The following is a 20425-nucleotide window of genomic DNA, read 5'->3' on the forward strand; positions in this document are numbered from 1 at the left end:
GAACGCAAGCCATACCCGACGGATGTTTCGGACGAGGAATGGAGTTTCGCCACTCCCTACCTGACCTTGATGAACGAAGACGCACCGCAGCGCCGATACGAACTGCGCGAAATGTTCAACGCGCTGCGCTGGGTGGTCGAGCGCAGCTTCGGCTGGCTCAACCGCTTCAGGCGGCTGGCACGCGACTACGAGCGCCTGCCCGAAACCTTGGCCGGCGTTCACTTCGTCGTCTTTGCCATGCTTATGCTCGTTCATGCCGGACCTATTATGCAAAGTTCCTAACACGCTCTAGCGCCGGTTCACGCCCATAACGGGCTTGTGCGGGCCGCCCGCGCTGCGCGGACAGTACCTGGCTTACCGCGCGACAAGCAATACGCATGCATGGATCAGGACGCCCACCGTGCCACCGACAAACGTGCCATTGATTCGAATGTACTGCAGGTCCCGACCGATCTCGGCCTCGAGCTTGCGGCTTACCTCCTTCGCGTCCCAGCCTTTCACGACGTCGGTTATCAGCGCCGTCAGCTGATGGCGGTGGCGCAGCACGAGCAGGTTGGCAATATCGAGCCACCACGCGTTCAACTTGTGCTGAATGGGGGGCTCGCTCGCCACGCCTTTACCGATGGCTACGAAGGTACCGGCGATCATGTCGCGCACCGCCGAGCGCCCGCTTCCGAGATCGGCAAGCACGTGCGCCCGGACGTGATCGAGCAGGACGCGATAGTAGCGCCCATCTTCAAGATGCCGAATGCAGTCGCGCAGCACCAGTCGACCAAACCGGCGATAAACCGCTGAGGTCCGCAGGTTGCTGGACAGATCTTGCACCGCCACGTCGAACCGACGCCGAAGCTCGTGCTCCGGATTTGCCGCGACCTCATGGATGAGCGCGACGATGCCTTCGACAAACTTGTTGACGATGTATGCGTCCAACGGCGCCGGCGTGAATTTTGACGCCGCGCTGAACTTCGCCTTGATCAGATCCACGTTGGTGCTCAACCACGTTTCCACGGCGCTCAATCCGCGATCCAGCAAAGGCTGATGACGGTTGCCTTCGGTGAGGATATTCAGGACCTGGCCCGCCATGCGAGATACCTGGAGCGTGCGCAATCGCGGAATCACGAGTCGCTCGAAGAGATGTTCGATGTCCGTCTCGTCTATGTCCTCAAGCAGGCGGGGTAGCGAGCCGGCCACCCCATCCGCGATCAGCGCGCTGTTTTCTCGTACTGCGAGCCACCCCGCCAGCGCTTGTGCCGCATTGAAACCACTCAGCCGCCCGACGATGACTTCGGGAGTCAGGAAGTTTTCCTCGATGAAACCGCCGAGACTCTCGGCTATGCGCTGCTGGTTCTTCGGGATGATGGCTGTGTGCGGGATCGGGATCCCGCACGGGTGCCGGAACAACGCGACGACGGCATACCAGTCCGCAATCGCACCGACTGTAGCCGCCTCGGCAAAAGCACGGGGCCACTCCAGCCACGGATACGCAGCCTGCCAGGCCACACACGTGAGGAGTAGCACGATCATCGCTGCGAGCAAGCAGGTCGCCGTCGTGCGCATGCGCTTCAGCCGGACGAGCTTCTCGTCCCCAGTTGGGTCAAGCTCCGCGTGCCCGGCATTCCCGTCCCGCGCGCTCACGGAACTCAATGCGCCTCCTGCCGCAGGAACCGCTTCACCACCGGCGCGACTTCACCTGCACGGGTGATTAAAAATAGATGGCCGTCATCGATCACATGCAGGGTCGCATTCCGAATCCTTGCCGCGAGAATCTTTGCATTCGTGAGCGGCACGATCGGGTCGTCGTTGCCATGCATGACGAGCGTCGTTTGCCGCAGCGCGCCCAGCCAGGGCAAGCTGGTCCAACCCGAGGCAGCCAGCAATTGGTAGAGGTAACCACGGCCGCGTGGCGCCTGGATATGGCGGCTATGTGCATCGAGCAGCGCGGAATCGTGGCGGTAGGCGCCCCCGTATATCTCCGCCCCGATTTGCCGCAGGTAGGCCGGATCGGTATAGCGTCGCGGCCCGATCAGTTTCGAAAGCACCGACAGCCTTGCCGGCACCATGATCACCCCGGGAGACGTGGCCGCGAGAATCAGCCTGCGGCAGCGCCGGGGGTAAAGGTGCGCGAACTGCTGGGCCAGCGCCCCACCCCACGATACGCCGAGCACGTCGACGGGGCCGGCGTAACCCAGCCGCGTCAGGAGCTTGTCGGACAGGACGGCAAGCGTCGAGAACCGATACGGGATCAAGGGGACGGGCGAGCCGCCGACGCCGGGGACGTCGAAGACGATGACTGTCACGTCATCCAGTGCCGCAACGAATGGCTCAACCAGTTCGAGATTCGCGCCGATGCCATTGAATAAGAGCAGCGGCGGCGACGCGTCGCTGCCACGCCGGACTGCGACACGCAGCACCTGGCCGTCCAGATCGATCGTCTGAATTTGCATGGCGTCGACACACTCCGCGCTTGTTTGAAATTCGGTCATCCGGTTGGTCTCTGGTTGGACGCTTCGTTGTAGCGGCGGCTCGCACCCGCCAGCCAGATCAATTCTTGGGCTGCATGAGCGCTTTCAGCTCCTCGACATGCTCCGCAAAGCGCTTCGTGACCACAGCGATACTGTCGGTTTGAGCCCGGTACGCCGCATCCGTGAGCGCCTGCATGTCCACGAATGCCTTTTGCAGCGTCTTTTGAACGCCTTCGCCCGTAGCCGCAGCGGATTCGCTGCCGGGGGGCCTCAAGCGGGTAACGAGCGATTGCAGTTCAGTCATCGTCGAACGGACGATATCCATCTGCTTCTGACCGAGTTGCTGCACACCCGCGAGCGCGGTCATATTCGCCTCGGCGAGCGCTTCAATGTCCTTGCGGCGCGTTTCGAGGATGGCGGCTACGTCGAGGCCCGGCAGCTTGAACTGCGTGATGAGCTTCGTATATTCACCAAAGATATTGCTGGGTTGGGTTGCTGCCATGACGACTCCGTTAAAGTAGTTGCAAATAAATTCGTTTTCGCTATCCGGCGATGATTCCGGTTAGGTTTCCGAAACATAAGTCCCGGGTGCTTTCACACCGGCTGGGTGCCGTTCGCTGCCAAGTTCCGCTGGCGCTGCCCGCCTGTCGCCGGAGCGGGCGACCAGCCAGTCTCTCCAGTTGCCCCACCACGAATCCGTTTCAGCCTGTGCGCCGGCAAGCCACGCATCGGCGTTCGCCGGCAACTCGGGGTTGAGGTAGTACTTCGCCTTCGGATTGCCGGGAGGATTGATCAGGCTCTGGATATGACCGCTTGAACTCAGGACGAAACGGGTATTGCCGCCAAACGTCGTGGCGGTGTTGTACACCCCCTTCCACGGCGTAATGTGATCCGTCATGCCTGCCACTACATACTTGTCGCACTTGACCTGGGACAGATCGACCGGCGTGCCCAGTATCGTCAGCGCGCCTGGCTTGCTGAAGAGGTTCTGCGTGAAAATGTCGAGCAATTGCCCATGCAGCTTCGCCGGGAGCCGGGTCGTGTCGTTGTTCCAGTAAAGGACGTCAAAGGCGGGCGGTGCGTTGCCCAGCAGGTAATTGTTGACCCAGTAGTTCCATACCAGATCGTTGGGCCTCATCCAGGCGAAGACGCGCCCCATCTCCTCGCCCGCTAGCACCCCGCGTGAAATGCTGTGCTGCTTGGCCGCCGCAATGGCCTCGGGCGTTGCAAAGAGGCCGAGTTGCGAGTCGGCGGTATTGTCGAGTACGGCGACCATCAGTGTGGTGGCATTGACCGTGGCATCCCCCCGGCTCGCGAGATGTCCAAGCAAAGCCGAGATGGTCATCGCACCGGAGCAGGCGCCGTGCAGGTTGACGTCGTCGCACCCGGTGATCTCGCGCACAGCCGCGATGGCTTCCACGAGCGCGCTGACATAGGTGTCCAGATCCCAGTGGCTTTGAGCCGCGGTCGGATTGCGCCAACTGACGACAAACATCTGGAGTTCGTTCTTCACCAGGTAGTCGACGATGCTCTTGCCCTCGGACAGATCGAAGATGTAGAACTTGTTGATCTGCGGCGGCACGATCAGTTGCGGCCGGCTGTAGACGTCCTGTGTCGTCGGTGCATACTGGATCAGTTCCAGCACTTCGTTGCGAAAAACGACCGCGCCGGTGGATGTACCGAGGTTCTTGCCGAGCTCGAAAGCCGTCTTGTTGACCTGCGCGGGCATGCCGCGATTCTTGAGCAGGTCCATTACGATGTTGTTGCAGCCGTCCAGCAGGCTGGCGCCACCCGTATCGATGACCTTCTTGAGCGCCGCAGGATTGCCCAGCAGCGTGTTGGTCGGGGACGCCGCGTCGGTAATCAGCGACATCACAAACCGCGCCCGCTCCTTGTTATCGGGATCCAGCCCGGAGCGCTCGACGAAACCCGCAAGGGCATTGCGCCACGCGAGGTAGCCTTGCAGCGTCACGCGATACAGCGAATTGTTCTGCCATGCGGCGTCGGTGAAGCGTTTGTCGCCCTTGGGCGGTGTCGATTCCGCACTACCCGAGACGAGCCCGAAAAGCTCGCGAGCGAAAGCCACCTCCTGCTCCATGACCAACCCCGGTTGCCGCCATGCCTGAGCGCCGATTTGCTGCGCGGTTGCGACGATATCGCACAGCCGCAGGCCGACAAAGGGATTGGGACCCAGCGCTCCCTCGGCAGCCGACGCCGCGAGATCATCAGCCTTTTCGCTTTGCCGTGGGCTTTCAGTCGTTACCGCCATTTTGCCGCTCCTTCGGGAAAATCTTCCGCTATGCAAAAAGTCATGGATCACGCGACCAGCATCGCGAGGGTTTCTGCCACCAGTGCCGGCTTGTCCTCGCCATCGATCTGCAACTCGTTCATTGCCTTGATGAGGATGCGGCCGCCGCCCTTGCTCTGCGCCGACACGAGCGTGACACGACCACGCACACGCGCACCTGCCTTGACGGGCGTCATGAAGCGCACTTTGTCCAGACCGTAGTTGAGGCCCGCCGAAGCGTCCTTTGGAACCATGCCGATCTCGATCGCCATGGCCGCCAGCAACGACAGCGTCAGATAACCGTGTGCGATCGTGCCGCCGAACGGACTCTCGCGCTTCGCCCGCTCCTCGTCCACGTGAATCCATTGCCTGTCGCCCGTGCACTCGGCGAACGCATTGATGCGCGCCTGATCGACCACCACCCAGTCCGACACCCCCAGCTCGCGACCCACGAAGTCGCCGATGGTGGCGACGCTGTAATTCCCGACGCAGTCATTTCCCATACTCATCGCTTCCACTCCCGGAAATTTGCTCGCCAATCAGGCGAACTGCTCGCGCAGCCACTTCTTGTTGATCTTGCCGACACTCGTCTTTCCGAGTGCATCGACGAACTTCACGATCTGCGGCACCGCATATTTCGATATCTTTCCGGATGTGCTGAACGACAGTACGTGCTGCTTGATGTCGTCCTCCGTGACTGCTATCCCCTCCTCGAGCACGACCAGCGCCACTGGCCGCTCGCCCCACTTCTCATCCTTGATGCCGATGACGGCCACCTCGGAAACGCCAGCGTATTGCGAGATCAGATTTTCTATCTCGAGCGACGAAACCCACTCGCCGCCGGACTTGATCACGTCCTTCGAACGGTCGGTGATTTGTATGTTGCCCGTCGGATCGATATTGGCAATGTCCTGCGTATGGAGATAGCCGCCGGCCCAAAGCTGCTGGGAAGCTTCGGGATTATTCAGGTAGCCCTGTGTGAGCCACGGGGCGCGCACGACGATCTCGCCGGTGGCATTGCCGTCGTGGACGAGTTGGTCCATGTTGTCGTCGACGACACGCAGGTCAACCAGCGGAACGGGCCGGCCCGTTTTGCAGCGCAGGCGAAGCTGCTCGTCGGCGTCGAGTTTTTCGGCTCCGGGCGGCAGTTGCGCGAGACTGAGCACGGGGCAGGTTTCCGACATCCCGTAGCCGACGAACACGTCGATGCCCCGGTCCAGCGCCGCCTTGGCGAGGCCTTGCGGCAACGCGCCGCCGCCGATGATGACCTTCCACTTGCTCATGTCCGTCGCCTTGCCCTCCTCGCACGAGAGCAGCATGTGCAGGATCGTGCCGACGCAATGCGAGAACGTGACGCCTTCTTCGCGCACGAGTCGCGCGAGCCGGTCCGGCATATAACGCCCGGGATAGACCTGCTTCACACCCATGACCGTGGCGATATACGGCACGCCCCATGCGTGGACGTGAAACATCGGGGTGAGTGGCATGTACACGTCGCCACGATGGAAACGCTGTCCCGAGACAGGGCTCGCCAGTGCCGCCATCAGGGTGATGGTGTGCAGCACCAGTTGCCGATGCGTAAAGTAGACACCCTTGGGAAGACCGGTCGTACCGGTGGTGTAGAACGTCGTTGCACGCGTGTTCTCGTCAAAATCGGGGAACGTGTAGCTCGTGCTGTTCGCCGCCAGCATCGACTCGTATTCAGCCGAGAAGGGAATACTGTGTGCACCCGCTTCGCTACCTGGCTCATCGATCCAGATAAACGTACGCACCGTTTCCAGTTTGTCCTTGATCGCTTCGACGACCGGCAGAAAATCCGTGTGAACCAGCAGGACCTCAGCGCCGGCGTGATTGATCGTGTAGGCGATTTCCGCCGGGGACAGACGCACGTTCACGGTCTGCAAGACAGCGCCCATCATCGGAACGGCGAAATAGGACTCGAGGTAGCGGTGGCTGTCCCAATCCATCACCCCAACCGTGCTGCCGTGCTGCACGCCAAGCTGGCTCAAACCGTTGGCGAGGCGTGCGATACGCTCGCGCAACGTCGCATAGGTCATCCGGAACTGATCCCGGTAGACGATCTCCTCGTCCTGCGCCTGAACGAACGGCGTGAGCAACAGCTGCTTGATCAGCAACGGATAGGCGTAGGCCGTGGACCCTTGCGTCTTGACTTCGTCCTGCATCGATATCTCCTTTAGTCCAACAATGGATTGCCAGCGAATACTGATCTACTTATTTTTCTCTGCCTGCCGTGGCATCGCGTTCGCACAATGATCCGAGTGTCAGGGCTCGGGAAGTACCCCCCGAATGGGGGAATGCTGCGGATACAGCCGGGGGATACAGTCTGGGGAGACAGGCGTTCGCATGTCCCGTACTTCCCGCGTCTCGCCGCTGGACTTGCGATCCTCCGTCGTGTTTTCAGCAGATGTGTACATTGACCGCTTCAACATGGCATTCATGACCGAAACGTCCGAAGAAATGCGGGCAAACCAGTGGTTCTGCTCCTTGCCTGCGGCCGAGCAGGAGGCGCTTATCCAACGAAGCGAATTGATCGCGCTGCAGCCTGGCGAATTTCTGTTCCGCCGGGGAGATACGCCGAGCGGCTTCTATGGTCTCAAGGACGGCAGACTCAAGGCCTTTACGCTTCGTGAAGACGGCAAGGAGGCGATCCTGGCCGTCATCGAGGCCGGCAACTGGTTTGGACAGACCTCCATGACCGGTCGCCACCCACGCCCGCGCGATGTCGTCGCGATCGAGCGATCGACCGTCTTCGTGGTCAGGACACCTGCCTTTGACGAACTGATGCAGAGTCAGGCGTTCCTCCGGGCCATCGCCGAGTTGCAGTCCATCCATATGAATTGGCTCTATCGCATAATCGAAGATGCCACGCTGCACTCGACACGCGCACGCGTTGCCCGCCGCCTGCTGCTGCTCGCGTCGGGCGACGTGACCATGTGGCCGCAGAGTCGCCAGAACGTCAGCGTCTCGCAGGACACGCTGGCCATGATGTTGGGCATCACGCGCCAGACACTGTCGCTGGAGCTCAAGGCATTGGCCGAAAAAGGAGCGATCGCTCTCCGGTATGGTCGAATCGAAATATGTTCGAAGGACGTCCTCGCGTCCTGTCAGGATTCTTAATGATCGCTCCCGCCGGTGCACTCTCGAACCGCTCGCCGTCCCGGCGCTAGAACGTATGCCGCAAGCCAGCCGTGATGCCTAGCTGGGTCGTGCCGTACGCCGAGCTCAGGGCGTTGATGCCCTGGAACTGTGCGCCAACCATTCCGCCGCGGTACAGCGAGTAATCGGCTTCCAGATAGGTATCCGTGCGTTTCGACCAGTTATAGTCCGCGAGCAGCTGGAATTGCGTCGCGTTCCCGTTGGCTGCCTGCGTCTTCCCGGTCTGAATCGTGCGCCACACGTTCGCAGAAAGGTGCGTCGCGTTCCCGATCAGCTGTGTGACCCCACCATAAAACATCTGCCGGGCACTGAACGTATTGAATTCCAGCGCGGACAATTCCGGCTGGCTGAAGGGACCGTTAGGGAAATTGCCGACGAACTTGGCGTCCTGCCTGTTCACGGCCCAGCCGGCCATGACCGTCGTATCGCCGAACGAATAGGACCCGCCTGCCGTCCAGGATTTGAAGTGCGCGGAACCGTTCACGGCATCGCGCGAGTCGAGGTACGCGGCAGCCAGACGCAATGGTGCGCCGGGCAGATAGAGAATCGATGCCCCAATCTGACTTCCCGAGCCGAATGCGCCCGCATTGCCACCAAACGCGTAGGACACCTCAGTCGTCAAGTATTGCCATCGCGCCGCGTACTTGACCATGTTGCTGGTCCACACGCCCTGAGCCATCGTGACTTCCGGCCGAAACTGGTAGAAAGTCGGCAGCCATGGATTGGTGATGAAGGCGCTCAGAACCGCGTCGGCAAGTGGGTTGAGCTGGCGGCCCATTGTCAGCTTCCCGTAACTGCTCGACTGCACGCCAACAAATGCGGTGTTGAAGAACGGATAAGCGGGGTCGGTCGCCCCGGAATTCGGGAAGAAGCGATTCTCGATCTGGAACACGACCTTCGTTCCGCCGCCGATGTCTTCCGCGCCCTTGAGTCCCCAAGCGCTCTCGCTTGCGCCGTTGGCGAGCTGGACGCGAGAATCGCCTTGCGGATCCGCATGAGTCGCGTACCGAATTCCCTGATCGACGAGGCCGAAAAGCGTTACCGACGACTGCGCCGCTGCTGGGACGGAGTACATCGTCGCAGTCGACATGATGGCAGCCAACAAGCCGGCCTTGCGTCGATGCAACACCTTTCCGGACAATCTCCTTACCTTCCTCATTTACAGACTCCAATATTATGATTATGTTGCACTACGAACTATATGAATAACATCTAGACCTGATTTATTGCCAGCGGAGCTCGAGCGCTTGATTTATTCGCGTTGCGTGACTCGATGGGTCGAGACGACTTGATCAACCTGCCGGCTCGACGAAAACTTCGTCCTCTGGAGGCACCGGCTCCGATCGAGGCGTTGTGCCCACAACCACACGTTGCCCGGAAACGGGGACTGCAACTGCCAGAAAATTTACATTCCGTGCTGCGAACGCAGCGACCACCGCGGCACGCCTTATTCCGCCGCGTTGAACAGGCGTGCGGGATAACCCTGGCGCCTGGCAAAGCAGATCGCACAGGCGCCATAGAACGAGAACCTCTCCCCCGCCATATTTCAGGGGCGGCCTTCGAATTGGGCATGCGACTCCGCGTTTCACCTTCTTGTTCCGTCGCGTGCTCGCCGACGAAGGCGACGCCAGCCCCACGCGCTCGCCCCGGGCGATGCCGCAGCGCTGCCGCAGGAATCCGGCCAGCGCTTCGACTTCATGTCGCAATTCGCGAGGCGGATGCGTCGTGCTACTTCTGAAGGAGCTGACGGCTCCACCGGCCGATTTCTTCGAGCGTCTCAGCGGTTTCCGGCAGGAACGGGAAGAGCGTGAAGACGTGAACCGAATCGGCCACCATCTTCAACTGCACGTTCGCGCCGGCTGCCTTTGCCCGCTCCGCAAAGCGAGTCGTGTCGCTTTCCAGCACCTCTCCGTTCACGGCCGAAAGGAATACCGGCGGAAGGTCGGCCAGGTCCGCGAACAGCGGCGACACCATCGGATCGGTCGGCTCGTGGCCCTGGAAGTAAGACGCGACGAGGTTGGAAAGCGTCTCGCGATTCGCGGCCGGGTCGTCTCCCGAATTCGCCATGACGGAGGGGCCACCAAGCGTGAGGTCGGTGAGCGGGCAGATTGCAATCACGCCGGCCGGCAACGGCAGGCCCGCGCGACGTAACGCAGCCGCCAGCGCGAGTGCCAGGCCGCCGCCGGACGATTCGCCGCTCAGGAACACCGTCGACGCATCGACACCCGCAGCGAGCAAGCCGCGATAAGCGCTGAATGCGTCGTCGAACGCCGCCGGATACGGATGCTCGGGCGCGAGGCGATAGTCGACCGTGTAGCACGGACCGTTCAGGGCGTGCGAGAGACGGCTGGCGTATTCAACCGAGCTCTTAGCCGTTCCGAGCACGTAGCCGCCGCCGTGGAAGTGCAACACGGTCGCCTTGTGCCCTGCTCCCGCCGCAACCACGCGCAACGCGCTCACCCCGTGAAGATCGACGTCCGTCGCTTCGGTGCTTGCGGGCGCCGGGAACTGCTCCAGAAGGAACCGTTCGTAGGCTGCACGCTGCCCCCGGTCGCCGCGCGCAATGTCATCCGGCTTGAACACGCCTTTCCAGAGATCGAAAGCGCGCTGGCTCTCGGGGCGCACCATCCGCTTTCCTTCGCGTGCCGCGCTCAAGCCAACGACCTCGCCCGGCGGCAGCCTGGCGGCCTCGAGGACGTCGTGCCCCCAGGCGAACGACCACGAAGCCTCGGCCAGCGGATCGATCCGCGAGAGTCCCTTCAGGCGTCCATTACGCTGGCGTACCCGTGCCTCGTCGGGCTCGTGGGCCCAATCGACGACAAATCGCGCGCCCGCCTGAATCCGCGTCGTACGCGGCTGACGGCGCCGTTCGTATTCCAGCAGCGCGTCCTGAACGCCAGCCGGGCCATGGTTCGCGAGACAGGTGGCGAGCACCCAGGCGTCTTCGATCGCCTGGCAGGCGCCTTGCGCCAGGTAGGGCACCATTGCATGCGCGGCGTCGCCCAGCAGCGCGATCCGTCCGGTACTCCAGTGTTCGATCGGATCCCGGTGGTACATCCCCGTGATGAACGTCGAGTCCACGGCTTCCAGCATTTTCTGGACGGTCGGCTCGGCCCCCTCGAACGAGCGCCGCAGTTGCGCGACGTCGCCCGATTGCGTCCACGACTCGCGACTCACTTCGGTTGCCGGCACCGACGCAAGAATGCTGTAGAGGTCCTTGCGCACCCAGTAGGAGACGATATTCCGGCCCACGCCGAACCAGTTGTTCCCCGCCACCGGCAGCCTCAGACCCTTGAGCCGGTCGGCAGGGATCAGCGAGCGCCACATCAGGATGTTGGCGAACTGCTTCTCCTCCGGTCCGCGGAGGGCCGTCCGGACGGCCGAGTGAATGCCGTCCGCGCCGATCACGGCGTCGCCACGAATCACTTCGCCGTTTTGCAGCGTGACGCAGGCGCCCTCGTCATCCTGGGAAACCGACGCGCATTCGGCCCCCAGCCGGATCACACCGGGCGGCACGGCCTTCGCGAGCAGGTCGATCAGGTCGGCGCGGTGGACGTTGTAGAGCAGCGCGCCGTAACGGGCCTCTGCCTCCTTGCCGAGCGGGGCAACGTACAGGAGACGTCCCGTTGACAACTCGAGGTAATCAAAGCGCTCCGGCACGGTCGCAATGCTCGCCAGCGCCGGCTCGAGCCCCAATTCCCGCAGCACAATCGTGCCGTTCGCAGCGATCTGGACACCCGCCCCGACCTCGGTCAATTGCGGCGCGCGCTCCAGTACAATCGGCTCGATGCCGTGGCGCAGCAGCGCCAGAGCGGTCGTTAAGCCACCAATGCCTCCTCCAACAACTATGACTTTCATACTAAGTTTCTCCTTCTCGGTTAGTTATTCAAGTTTAGTTAATTAACTCGACACGGTAAAGTAATGACAACGCCAGGGAAAACCCTTCGCTCGGATGGGGCGGAGACACGAATTCGCTTAAAAGAAGAAGCCCAGCGCCTGTTCGCGCTGCGTGGACTGGACGGCGTGTCCGTGCAGGACATCATCTCCGCCGCTGGGCAGCGCAACAGCGCCTCGCTGCGCTATTACTTCGGCAACAAACTGGAACTGGCACGTGAGCTGGTCGTCGACGGCGCGCGTCTGATAGACGAAGACCGTCAGGCGCGGCTCGACAGACTGGAGGCGGAGGAAGGGATAACCGTGCGAGCGGTATTAGGCGCGCTGCTCTTTCCGATGCTTGAGCTGGCGGATCGTACGGGTCAGGCGACGTACATCCGCATGATCGCCAACTTGCAGTTGAACAACCGCGCGTTCTTGCGGGAAGCGCTGGAAAACAAGTGGAATCTGGGCTATCAGCGTTGCAACGCCCTGCTCCGGGACCTGCTTGCCGAGATTCCGGCAGCCATCGTCGACCACCGGCTGTCGCTCGTCAGCATCTACGGCAATGCCGCACTGGCAGCGTGGGAAGCGAGCCGGGACAGTGGCGATTCGGGAGGGCTCTGGTCGCCGCAATACGCGGTGTCCAGCTTGATGGACAGCTTTGAAAGCGTACTCGCGGCAGAACCGTCGAAGGAAACGCGGTCCCTGCTGGGAGGCGGATCTGACGGCGAGCGCTAGTCGTCTCGCCCACGCGTCGGAAACCCAAGGCCCCCCCGCAAGGCCACTTTTTGGAAATGACCCTATGCGTTACACCGACGCCGTCAGGTACGGACTATCCTTCCCCGGCTCATAGGGCTGCGCCTTGATTTCCATACGTGCAATGCTCTGCAAGTGAACTTCGTCCGGGCCATCCGCGAACCGCAACGCACGGCCCCACGTCCAGCTATCAGCCAATGGCGTGTCGGGACTCAGCCCCATCGCGCCAAACACCTGCATCGCCCGCTCGCAAACGGCGGTGTGAACACTCGGTACGAGCGCCTTGATCATCGAGATCTCCTTGCGCGCCTCCTTCGCACCCACGTTGTCGATCATCCACGCGGCTTTGAGAACAAACAGCCTCGCTTGATCGATTTCGATTCTGGACTTCGCGATCCATTCGGCGACGGCCCCGTGCTCGTACAGCTTCTTTCCGAATGTCGTGCGAGCCTGGGCCCGTTCCACCATCAATTCAAGCGCCAACTCCGCGGCGCCGATCGAACGCATGCAGTGGTGAATCCGTCCCGGGCCAAGGCGCGCCTGCGCGAGCGCAAAGCCGCCGCCCTCTTCACCGAGGAGATTAGCCCTAGGTACGCGCACGCCTTTGAACTCGATCTCGCAGTGGCCTTCCGGTGCCACGTGATTGACCACCGTGATATTGCGGATCACCTTGACGCCGGGTGTATCGCGGGGCACGAGAATCATGCTCTGCTGACGGTGGCTCGGTGCGTCCGGATCCGTTTTGCCCATCACGATGAAGAGCGTGCAATTCGGGTGCGCTGCATTCGTGATGAACCACTTGCGGCCGTCGATGACATAGTCATCTCCATCACGACGAATCGACGTCGTGATATTGGTCGCGTCCGAGGAGGCCACAGCCGGCTCCGTCATCGCAAACGCCGAGCGGATCTTGCCGTCAAGAAGGGGCTTGAGCCACGCTTCGCGCTGAGCGGGCGTGGCAAACATATGGAGCAACTCCATATTGCCCGTGTCCGGTGCATTGCAGTTGAACACCTCGGACGCCCACGACACCCGCCCCATGATTTCAGCCAGCGGCGCGTACTCGAGATTCGTCAGGCGGGTACCGGGCTCGTCATCGCGCAGATGCGGAAGGAACAGGTTCCAGAGACCCTCTTCACGTGCCTGCTCCTTCAAGGTTTCCATAAAGGAAACCGGATATTGACCTGCACTCACTTCGTCGTGCCATTGGCGGATGCGCGGAACGATGTGAGCGTCCATGAACGCACGCACCTGGGTGCGCAGCGCTTCGACTTTCGGGCTATATGCAAAATCCATTTTTACTCTTCCTTGTTCCTGGTTAATGTCGTCGACGCATCAGCCAACGGCGTGCCTCGACCACGTGACTAGATCGTCAGTCCACCGTCGACGACGACACACTCTCCATTGGTATAGCTCGCAGCGTTGGACACCAGGTAAAGCACGGTACCCGCCATCTCACGAGGTTCCGCGTGACGCCGCAGCGGGATTTTGGACATCCAGTTTTCGTACATGGCCTGGTCTTCAAACAGTGCCCCCGCAAAGCGGGTTTTGGTCAGTCCCGGGAGCAGCGCATTCACTCGAATCCCCAACGGCCCGCACTCCTTCGCGAATGCCCGCGTCATGTTGACAACGGCGGCTTTGGTGATCGAGTAGATTCCCTGCCGGTCGCCAGGCTGCAACGCATTGACCGAAGCCGTGTTGACGATCGCGCCGCCGCCGTGCTCCCGCATCAACTTGCCCGCTTCCACGGACATGAAGAAGTAACCGCGCAGGTTGACTTCCACCGTCTTTTCGAACGACGTCAGATCGGTGTCGAGAATGTGGCCAAAATACGGATTCGTCGCCGCGTTGTTGACGAGGATGTCCAGCCGGCCATGCCGTGCGCGAATATGCTGGAAGATCGCGAGAATGTCCTCGACACGCCCGACATGGCACGGTTGCGCTTCAGCGCTCCCGCCCGCTTCCTTGATCTCGCGCGCCACCGATTCGCAATCTTCCAGCTTGCGGCTCGACACAATCACATGGGCACCCTGCTCGGCGAGCAGTTTGGCGATCTCCTCACCGATACCGCGGCTCGCGCCCGTCACCAGCGCAATCTTTCCTTTCAGGTCAAACAAATTAGTAGTCACAATCTCCTCCAATATGTCTACGTTCCGCTTCTCCTGCCTGTCTTCAGATCAGGTCAACGCCCATCTTCGCAAGCACTTCAGCCATCTCCCCCACCTGGCGCGCCTTGTCATTCGATGCGTTACCGCTCAAGGCCCGCTTCTTCACGCCCTGCGCGATAGAGGCGAGCCGGAAGAAACTGAACGCCAGGTAAAAGTTCCAGTTCTCAATCGACGAAATGCCCCGCAGCTCGCAATACCGCTCGACAATCGACGCCTCGTCCGGCACCCCCAACGCCTCTCGATTCAAGCCCTCGAGTCCGGCGATATGACTGCTGGGCGGGAGCCGCAAACACATGCAGAAGTACGCAATGTCAGCCAGAGGATTGCCTAGCGTGGATAGCTCCCAGTCGAGAACAGCGCGAACTTGCGGCGCATCGCGCATGAAAATGAGGTTGTCGATACGGAAATCGCCGTGCACGAGCGACTGCTTTCCGGCTTCCGCCGGACAGTGCGCAGGCAGCCACTCGATCAGCGACTCCATCGCCTCCAATTTATCGGTCTGCGCGGCGCGATATTGCCTGGTCCAGATGTCGATTTGACGCGCGAAATAGTTGCCCGGGCGGCCGTAGTCCGACAATCCGGCATCGTCGATATCCACGTCGTGGAGCGCCGCCATCGTGCCGAGCAGTGCGTCGTAGATGGCGCCGCGCTCCTCGACGGGGACTTCGGGCAGCGCCGGATTCCAGAAGATTCGCCCATCTTCGTAGCTCATGACGTAAAACAGACTGCCGATGACGTCGCGGTCCTCGCAAAGGTGCCAGGCACGCGCGACAGGGACTGGTGTTCGGCCGAGCGCCGACAGCACGCGAAACTCACGGTCAACGGCATGGGCGGACTTGAGCAGTGCGCCGGGAGGTTGACGCCTCAGCACGTAGCGCCCGCTGTGCGCCTTCAAAAGAAACGTCGGATTGGACTGTCCGCCGGGAAATTTCTCGACGGACAACGGCCCTTGAAATCCGGACACGTGCGCCGTCAGATAACGTGAGAGATCTTCGATGTCGAAATGAAGGCTGCCGTTCATGTTGCCTCCCGCTGGGCCGTCCCAAGGGAGGCAACAGCCCCCTTGGGGGGCAGCGAACGTGAGTGAGCTTGGGGGTGGTTCATTTTCTCCCGCTGGGCCGTCCCGAGGGAGGCAACAGCCCCCTTGGGGGGCAGCGAACGTGAGTGAGCGTGGGGGTGGTTCATTGAGTGAGAATCCGGATCGAGGTCAGCCGTAGGTGACAAATTCATGCCGCTCGGCATGTTCGAGATGAGGCACTGAATTGAAGCTGACTAGCGACATCGCGCCGTCGTTAAAGACATACTGGCAAACGCTGCTGTTTCGAATCTGCATGTTCAGTGCAATCGCGGCCGCAGCAGGCGCCTGCAGAACCTGTTGGGCGGTTACCGCGATCGGACCGCCCGAACTCACCACCAGAACGCGCTTGCCGCCGGCCCGCTGGATATCGAGGCGCGCACGCTGGACACGTGTCTGGAATTGATGCCATGTCTCTGGAACAGAGCCCGGCAAGCGGTCATCGGCCCACAGCTGCAGCACGTGCCGGAGCCCTTTGTAAAAGTCCTTCTTCGAACTTGAGACCGACAAACCCAGCGGCATGCCCTGTTCGCCGAGGGCGGCGAACAATGCCTGGAAATCGTATTCGTTCAGACCCGCGTCGTGGGCGATCTCGACTTGCGGGCCACCCATTGCGGCGAGAATGGCATCGGCCGTTTGCCGATGCCGCTGCATGGTGCCGATGACAACGCGATCGAAGCGCAATTTCGCCTGCGCGAAGTACTCGCCGAGCCAACGTGATTGCGTGCGGCCGGAAGGAGATAGCTCGTCATAATTTTCGGCGCCGAAAGACGCCTGGCCATGCCGTACAAGATAGAGTTCTGCCATGCCATCCTCGTCTCAGTATGGCTAGCAGAATACCCAGCGCCGCATCATTCAGGAAATTGATTGTTGTGATAGCTCGCCATAAATTTTGGTGACACCGGGGACCTATGGCCGCCAGGCCCCCGCAGACCCGGCTACTGGTTCATTTCCTGCATGAGGCGGGCAATCTGCTCGCGCAACCAGCGATGCGCCGGGTCCCCGGTCACGCTTCGATGCCAGTAGCAATGAGACTCGAGATCCGGAAGATCGAACGGCAGCTCCAGGATTCGCGCGTCATAGCGCTGCAGGAGCACGAGGGGGGCCGTGAGGACGAGATCGGTTCGCATCGCGATCAACGGAGCGACCATATAGTGTTGAACCCGCGTCTGAATCGATCGCCTGAGGCCCAGCTTGTTCATTTCCGCATCGACAAGGCCAGGTCCCTGGGGGCGGCTGGATACGTGAATATGACCGAACCCGAGGTAGTCGTCGATCGTCAGCTTCTTCCTCTTGAACGGATGGTCGTGGCGCAGCATGCACGCATACCGGTCGCGACCCAGCGGCCCCTGCTCGAGGTAGGGGTCGTCAATCAGCGGCGCGTCGATGGCAAGATTGACCGCACCGCTGGCTAATGCTTCCGGAACCTCTCTGCGCGTCGTGAAGTAGCTTTCGATGCGGATGCCGGGCGCCAGCCGCTGCAGCACCTCCTCCAGTGCAGGCAGAAGGAGCGCCTCCGTGAGGTCGGTCATGCTGAGCCGGAACGTACGCTCAGACGAGGCGGGGTCGAAGCGTCCCCCGACGTGAGTACTCGAGTCAAGCAGCTGCAGCGCCTCGCGAACCTGGCCGATGATGTTTTCCGAAACGGGCGTCGGCATCATGCCGGCCGACGTACTGACAAAAAGCGGATCGTCGAATGCTTTGCGCATGCGCGCCAACGCATTGCTGACAGCAGGCTGAGTGATGAACAGCAGCTCCGCTGCGCGCGTCAGGTTTCGCGTTCTGTAGACAGCTTCGAAGACCACGAAGAGATTCAGATCAACCTTTGACAGACGCATTTTCGAATTCCCCGACGCCACTCGAACTGTATTTTCGACTCCTCCCGTTCACGCGCATGCATCGGCGCAAAGCGCCGATCGGTGTGGTATCACGGAGCAAACCCGGCGAGTCTACTCCTGCCAGTGCGAAACAGCCAAACCGGGAAATGAGGACGCTTCGCGCACACCTATCCCTCGTCTCCGCGCGATCGCAAAGACGGGGATCGACTCGTCCGCCCACCCCGCTTAACCCGGCAACGCCTATAAATTTTCACGGATCATGGCGAACACGTCGGCGGACTGCCCCTGCGGCATGGCTTTCGCGGAATACAGGACCATTCCGTACAAAGCGCGAATCAGGTTTTTCACGCCGCAGCGGTGCGACGCTGCGCGGCCAGATCGCGACCGATGCGGCGGATCTCGGCCTCACCTTGTGCAAGCGCGTCCGGGTTCGTGTGCACCGAGTAGTGGCCGAGCACAAGGGGGTGGGGATGCTTGATAGCGGAGCCGATGACAAACGACGTCGCGCCCTCCGCATGCAGCTCGATGGGCGCCCCGTCGGATTCCTCGAACACGGCGAGTTCCCCTGCCTCGATCGGCTCGGATGCGTTCAGCCGGCCCTTGTCGATCGCCATGAACGCGACGCTGTGCCCGGCAGGTGGCACGTATCGCCACGTCTGCCCAGCGCCCAGTTCAACATGGAAGTAGTTCATGCCTTCAGGCGCGCGGATATCGCTCGCCGCCGATCCGTAGCGGCCGAGGATGACGCGGACCGGACCATCCCGCTGGACCTGGGCTGGCGAGATGTACTGGCTTTCCGGCGGCGAATTCTCCAGCGCGGGCGGAAGGGCGACCCAGAGCTGAAAGAGACGTACGGGTTCGCCTTGCAATACGTTTCCGTCGTGCCAGACACCATTGCCGGCCTTCATCCATTCGAGGCCGCCGGCTGGAAGTTCGCCATGCTTGCCGGTCGTGTCCGCATAGGAGATTCCGCCACTCAGCACGGTCGTGAGGGTTGCGATGCCCGAGTGCGGGTGGAACCCGAACATCGGCTTGCCAGTCGGCACGACCACGGCGTGATCGAGGAACACGAAAGGCTTGATCAACTCGCCGATATCGGAGGGACTGGCCAGACGAGCAATGCCGCCGTGCGCACTGCCACGGGTGCGAAAAGCGATCCGGCGCGGCGCCAGCGTTGTTTCAGGAATCGGGTTGAGTACGGCTGTGTCGATGTTCATGGCTCTACCTCAAGAAAACGCGATACACGTAAGGTAAGGGCTTGTACTCCATCTTAAAAGCCTATATTTTTAGATCCTATATATCGACAGGAGCGATGGATATGCTCGACGGCATTACCTTGGACCAGATCCGGACCTTCATCGCGGCAGTCGATGAAGGCAGCTTCTCAGCAGCCGGACGGAAGCTCCGGCGCGCGCAATCGGTGGTCAGCCAGACCCTCGCGAATCTCGAGGCACAGCTCGAGGTGAAGCTGTTCGACCGCACTGCCCGTTACCCGCAACTCACCGACGCAGGCAAGAGCTTGCTGCTTGACGCCCGTTCCGTAGCGGACACGATCGATGGCTTCAAGGCGCGAGCGCGCGCGATGCGAGAGGGTCTGGAGCCCGAGCTCTCCGTTGCGATGGACGTGATGTACCCCATGGACAGCTTGACGAGCGCGGCGGCTCAATCCCAAAAGGATTATCCGCACACGCCGCTGCGGCTCTATGTCGAGGCGCTGGGTGGTGTGATGAAACTGGTGCTTGATCAGATGTGCAACATTGGCGTGATTGGCACTCTGCCGATCGTGACGGACGAACTGCAGGTCGAATCCTTGCGCGAGCTCGAACTGGTTACGGTCGTCAGTCCCTCTCACCCGCTCGCCAGTTTCCGAGGCGTCATTTCGGCGGCCGCAATCAAGAAGCACGTGCAACTCGTCCTGAGCGACCGAACCGCACTGTCCCAGGGACGCGAATTCGGTGTATTGGCCACCTCGACGTGGAGGCTCGCGGATCTGGGGGCCAAGCATGCCTTTCTGAAGGCGGGCCTGGGCTGGGGCCATATGCCCCTGCACATGGTCAAGGCGGAGCTCGAAAGCGGCACGCTGGTGAAGATTCGCCTTGAAGGTCTACCGCGCGACGTGATGATGCCGATGAAGGTTGTTTACCGCAAAGACGCGCCGCCGGGACCGGCTGCCCGCGCCTTCATTGCACAACTGGGGAAGTAGGCTGATTGCCGCGATCTGGCCGCACGGAGCTTGTTAAGGAGGATGTCGGTCCACCAGGACAGATTGTCCATTTCGATATCCAGATCGGTGTCGTCCAGGCGGAATTCCGCCTGGACGTCTCAGCGGAGCCGCCTTCTCAACCCGCGCTCAGCGATGCCGCACGCGAGCCCGACCGACCGGCGCGCGCATCCAGACTGAAGGCGCCGGCACCGAAGTAGGCGATCTGCAGCAGGCCACCGGCCATCATCACGTTCTTGAGAAAGTGAATCATCTGGTTTTGATCTGCGAAGTTATGGTGAAAGAACATCGCCGTGACCACGCAGAACACCGCCATTGCCAGCGAGACGACACGAGCCCGGTAGCCCGACAACAGCAGCAAGCCGCCGCCCAGTTCGGTCAGCACGGCAACAACGAACGCGAGTGGCGGCACGGGCAGGCCGATGGCTGCAATATAACCAACCGTCGCACCATACGCTGCGAGCTTGCCCAGCCCGCTCATGACAAACGGTGCCCCGATCAGAATGCGACCCAACAGCGGAAGAAATTTGAAACGTTCCATTACTATCTCCTGAAATGGATTTGC

18 protein-coding genes and 1 pseudogene are annotated in these 20425 nt (G+C 61.3%); 4 read left to right on the forward strand and 15 right to left on the reverse strand.

Annotation, left to right across the window (positions count from 1 at the left end; translation table 11 throughout):
• Positions 1-126: 126 nt before the first annotated feature.
• A pseudogene (locus AYM40_RS42800) lies at positions 127-282 on the forward strand (transposase); the annotation flags it as partial.
• 72 nt (positions 283-354) lie between these two features.
• Here AYM40_RS42800 and AYM40_RS28505 read toward each other — a convergent pair.
• From AYM40_RS28505 to AYM40_RS28530, 6 genes are read right to left on the reverse strand one after another with little or no spacing between them, the layout of a single operon-like run.
• The gene (locus AYM40_RS28505; RefSeq protein WP_063500767.1) at positions 355-1635 is read right to left on the reverse strand and encodes a DUF445 domain-containing protein; all 1281 of its coding nucleotides are present in this window, start codon (positions 1633-1635) and stop codon (positions 355-357) included.
• 5 nt (positions 1636-1640) lie between these two features.
• Positions 1641-2483, reverse strand: coding sequence for a poly(3-hydroxyalkanoate) depolymerase (gene phaZ / locus AYM40_RS28510; protein WP_063499448.1), 843 nt, complete (start codon positions 2481-2483; stop codon positions 1641-1643).
• Positions 2484-2541: 58 nt separating this feature from the next.
• Complete coding sequence (phaP, locus tag AYM40_RS28515) at positions 2542-2964, reverse strand: phasin family protein (protein ID WP_063499449.1); 423 nt, start codon at positions 2962-2964, stop codon at positions 2542-2544.
• Between the two features lie 60 nt (positions 2965-3024).
• The gene (locus AYM40_RS28520) at positions 3025-4731 is read right to left on the reverse strand and encodes an alpha/beta fold hydrolase (protein ID WP_063499450.1); all 1707 of its coding nucleotides are present in this window, start codon (positions 4729-4731) and stop codon (positions 3025-3027) included.
• 47 nt (positions 4732-4778) lie between these two features.
• Entirely contained in the window at positions 4779-5258 is a 480-nt protein-coding gene (locus AYM40_RS28525; RefSeq protein ID WP_269465776.1) for a MaoC family dehydratase, read from the reverse strand.
• A 30-nt stretch (positions 5259-5288) separates the two neighbouring features.
• On the reverse strand, positions 5289-6932 hold the full coding sequence (locus AYM40_RS28530) for a fatty acid--CoA ligase (protein ID WP_063499452.1): 1644 nt from the start codon (positions 6930-6932) through the stop codon (positions 5289-5291).
• Positions 6933-7113: 181 nt separating this feature from the next.
• Here AYM40_RS28530 and AYM40_RS28535 point away from each other — a divergent pair, with 181 nt between their 5' ends.
• Positions 7114-7887, forward strand: a complete 774-nt coding sequence (locus AYM40_RS28535; RefSeq protein ID WP_236720975.1) for a Crp/Fnr family transcriptional regulator — start codon at positions 7114-7116, stop codon at positions 7885-7887.
• A gap of 46 nt (positions 7888-7933) precedes the next feature.
• On the opposite strand, the gene AYM40_RS28540 is transcribed toward AYM40_RS28535, so the two are convergent.
• Complete coding sequence (locus AYM40_RS28540; RefSeq protein WP_082855361.1) at positions 7934-9085, reverse strand: porin; 1152 nt, start codon at positions 9083-9085, stop codon at positions 7934-7936.
• Between the two features lie 569 nt (positions 9086-9654).
• The gene (locus AYM40_RS28545) at positions 9655-11784 is read right to left on the reverse strand and encodes an alpha/beta hydrolase fold domain-containing protein (RefSeq protein ID WP_063499453.1); all 2130 of its coding nucleotides are present in this window, start codon (positions 11782-11784) and stop codon (positions 9655-9657) included.
• Between the two features lie 63 nt (positions 11785-11847).
• On the opposite strand from AYM40_RS28545, the gene AYM40_RS28550 reads away from it, so the two are divergent.
• Positions 11848-12540 (forward strand): TetR/AcrR family transcriptional regulator, encoded by a 693-nt coding sequence (locus tag AYM40_RS28550; RefSeq protein ID WP_063499454.1) that lies wholly within the window; start codon positions 11848-11850, stop codon positions 12538-12540.
• Between the two features lie 69 nt (positions 12541-12609).
• Here the strand turns inward: AYM40_RS28550 and AYM40_RS28555 are convergent, their stop codons facing one another.
• The 6 genes from AYM40_RS28555 to AYM40_RS28580 all read right to left on the reverse strand — a co-directional run bounded on the left by AYM40_RS28555 (position 12610) and on the right by AYM40_RS28580 (position 18856).
• Positions 12610-13854: an acyl-CoA dehydrogenase family protein gene (locus tag AYM40_RS28555; protein WP_063499455.1), complete on the reverse strand. Its 1245-nt coding sequence runs from the start codon at positions 13852-13854 to the stop codon at positions 12610-12612.
• A 68-nt stretch (positions 13855-13922) separates the two neighbouring features.
• Positions 13923-14687, reverse strand: a complete 765-nt coding sequence (locus AYM40_RS28560) for an SDR family oxidoreductase (protein WP_063500770.1) — start codon at positions 14685-14687, stop codon at positions 13923-13925.
• A 43-nt stretch (positions 14688-14730) separates the two neighbouring features.
• Complete coding sequence (locus AYM40_RS28565) at positions 14731-15747, reverse strand: phosphotransferase (protein ID WP_063499456.1); 1017 nt, start codon at positions 15745-15747, stop codon at positions 14731-14733.
• Between the two features lie 186 nt (positions 15748-15933).
• Positions 15934-16608 (reverse strand): histidine phosphatase family protein, encoded by a 675-nt coding sequence (locus AYM40_RS28570; protein ID WP_063499457.1) that lies wholly within the window; start codon positions 16606-16608, stop codon positions 15934-15936.
• A 131-nt stretch (positions 16609-16739) separates the two neighbouring features.
• Positions 16740-17639: a LysR family transcriptional regulator gene (locus AYM40_RS28575; RefSeq protein WP_063499458.1), complete on the reverse strand. Its 900-nt coding sequence runs from the start codon at positions 17637-17639 to the stop codon at positions 16740-16742.
• Positions 17640-17983: 344 nt separating this feature from the next.
• Complete coding sequence (locus AYM40_RS28580; protein ID WP_063499459.1) at positions 17984-18856, reverse strand: pirin family protein; 873 nt, start codon at positions 18854-18856, stop codon at positions 17984-17986.
• A 101-nt stretch (positions 18857-18957) separates the two neighbouring features.
• Here AYM40_RS28580 and AYM40_RS28585 point away from each other — a divergent pair, with 101 nt between their 5' ends.
• Complete coding sequence (locus AYM40_RS28585; RefSeq protein WP_063499460.1) at positions 18958-19842, forward strand: LysR family transcriptional regulator; 885 nt, start codon at positions 18958-18960, stop codon at positions 19840-19842.
• Between the two features lie 136 nt (positions 19843-19978).
• On the opposite strand, the gene AYM40_RS28590 is transcribed toward AYM40_RS28585, so the two are convergent.
• A complete protein-coding gene (locus tag AYM40_RS28590) occupies positions 19979-20401 on the reverse strand; it encodes a DoxX family protein (RefSeq protein WP_063499461.1) in 423 nt (140 codons plus the stop codon).
• Positions 20402-20425 lie beyond the last annotated feature (24 nt).

The sequence above is a fragment of the Paraburkholderia phytofirmans OLGA172 genome (assembly GCF_001634365.1).
Classification (GTDB): domain Bacteria; phylum Pseudomonadota; class Gammaproteobacteria; order Burkholderiales; family Burkholderiaceae; genus Paraburkholderia.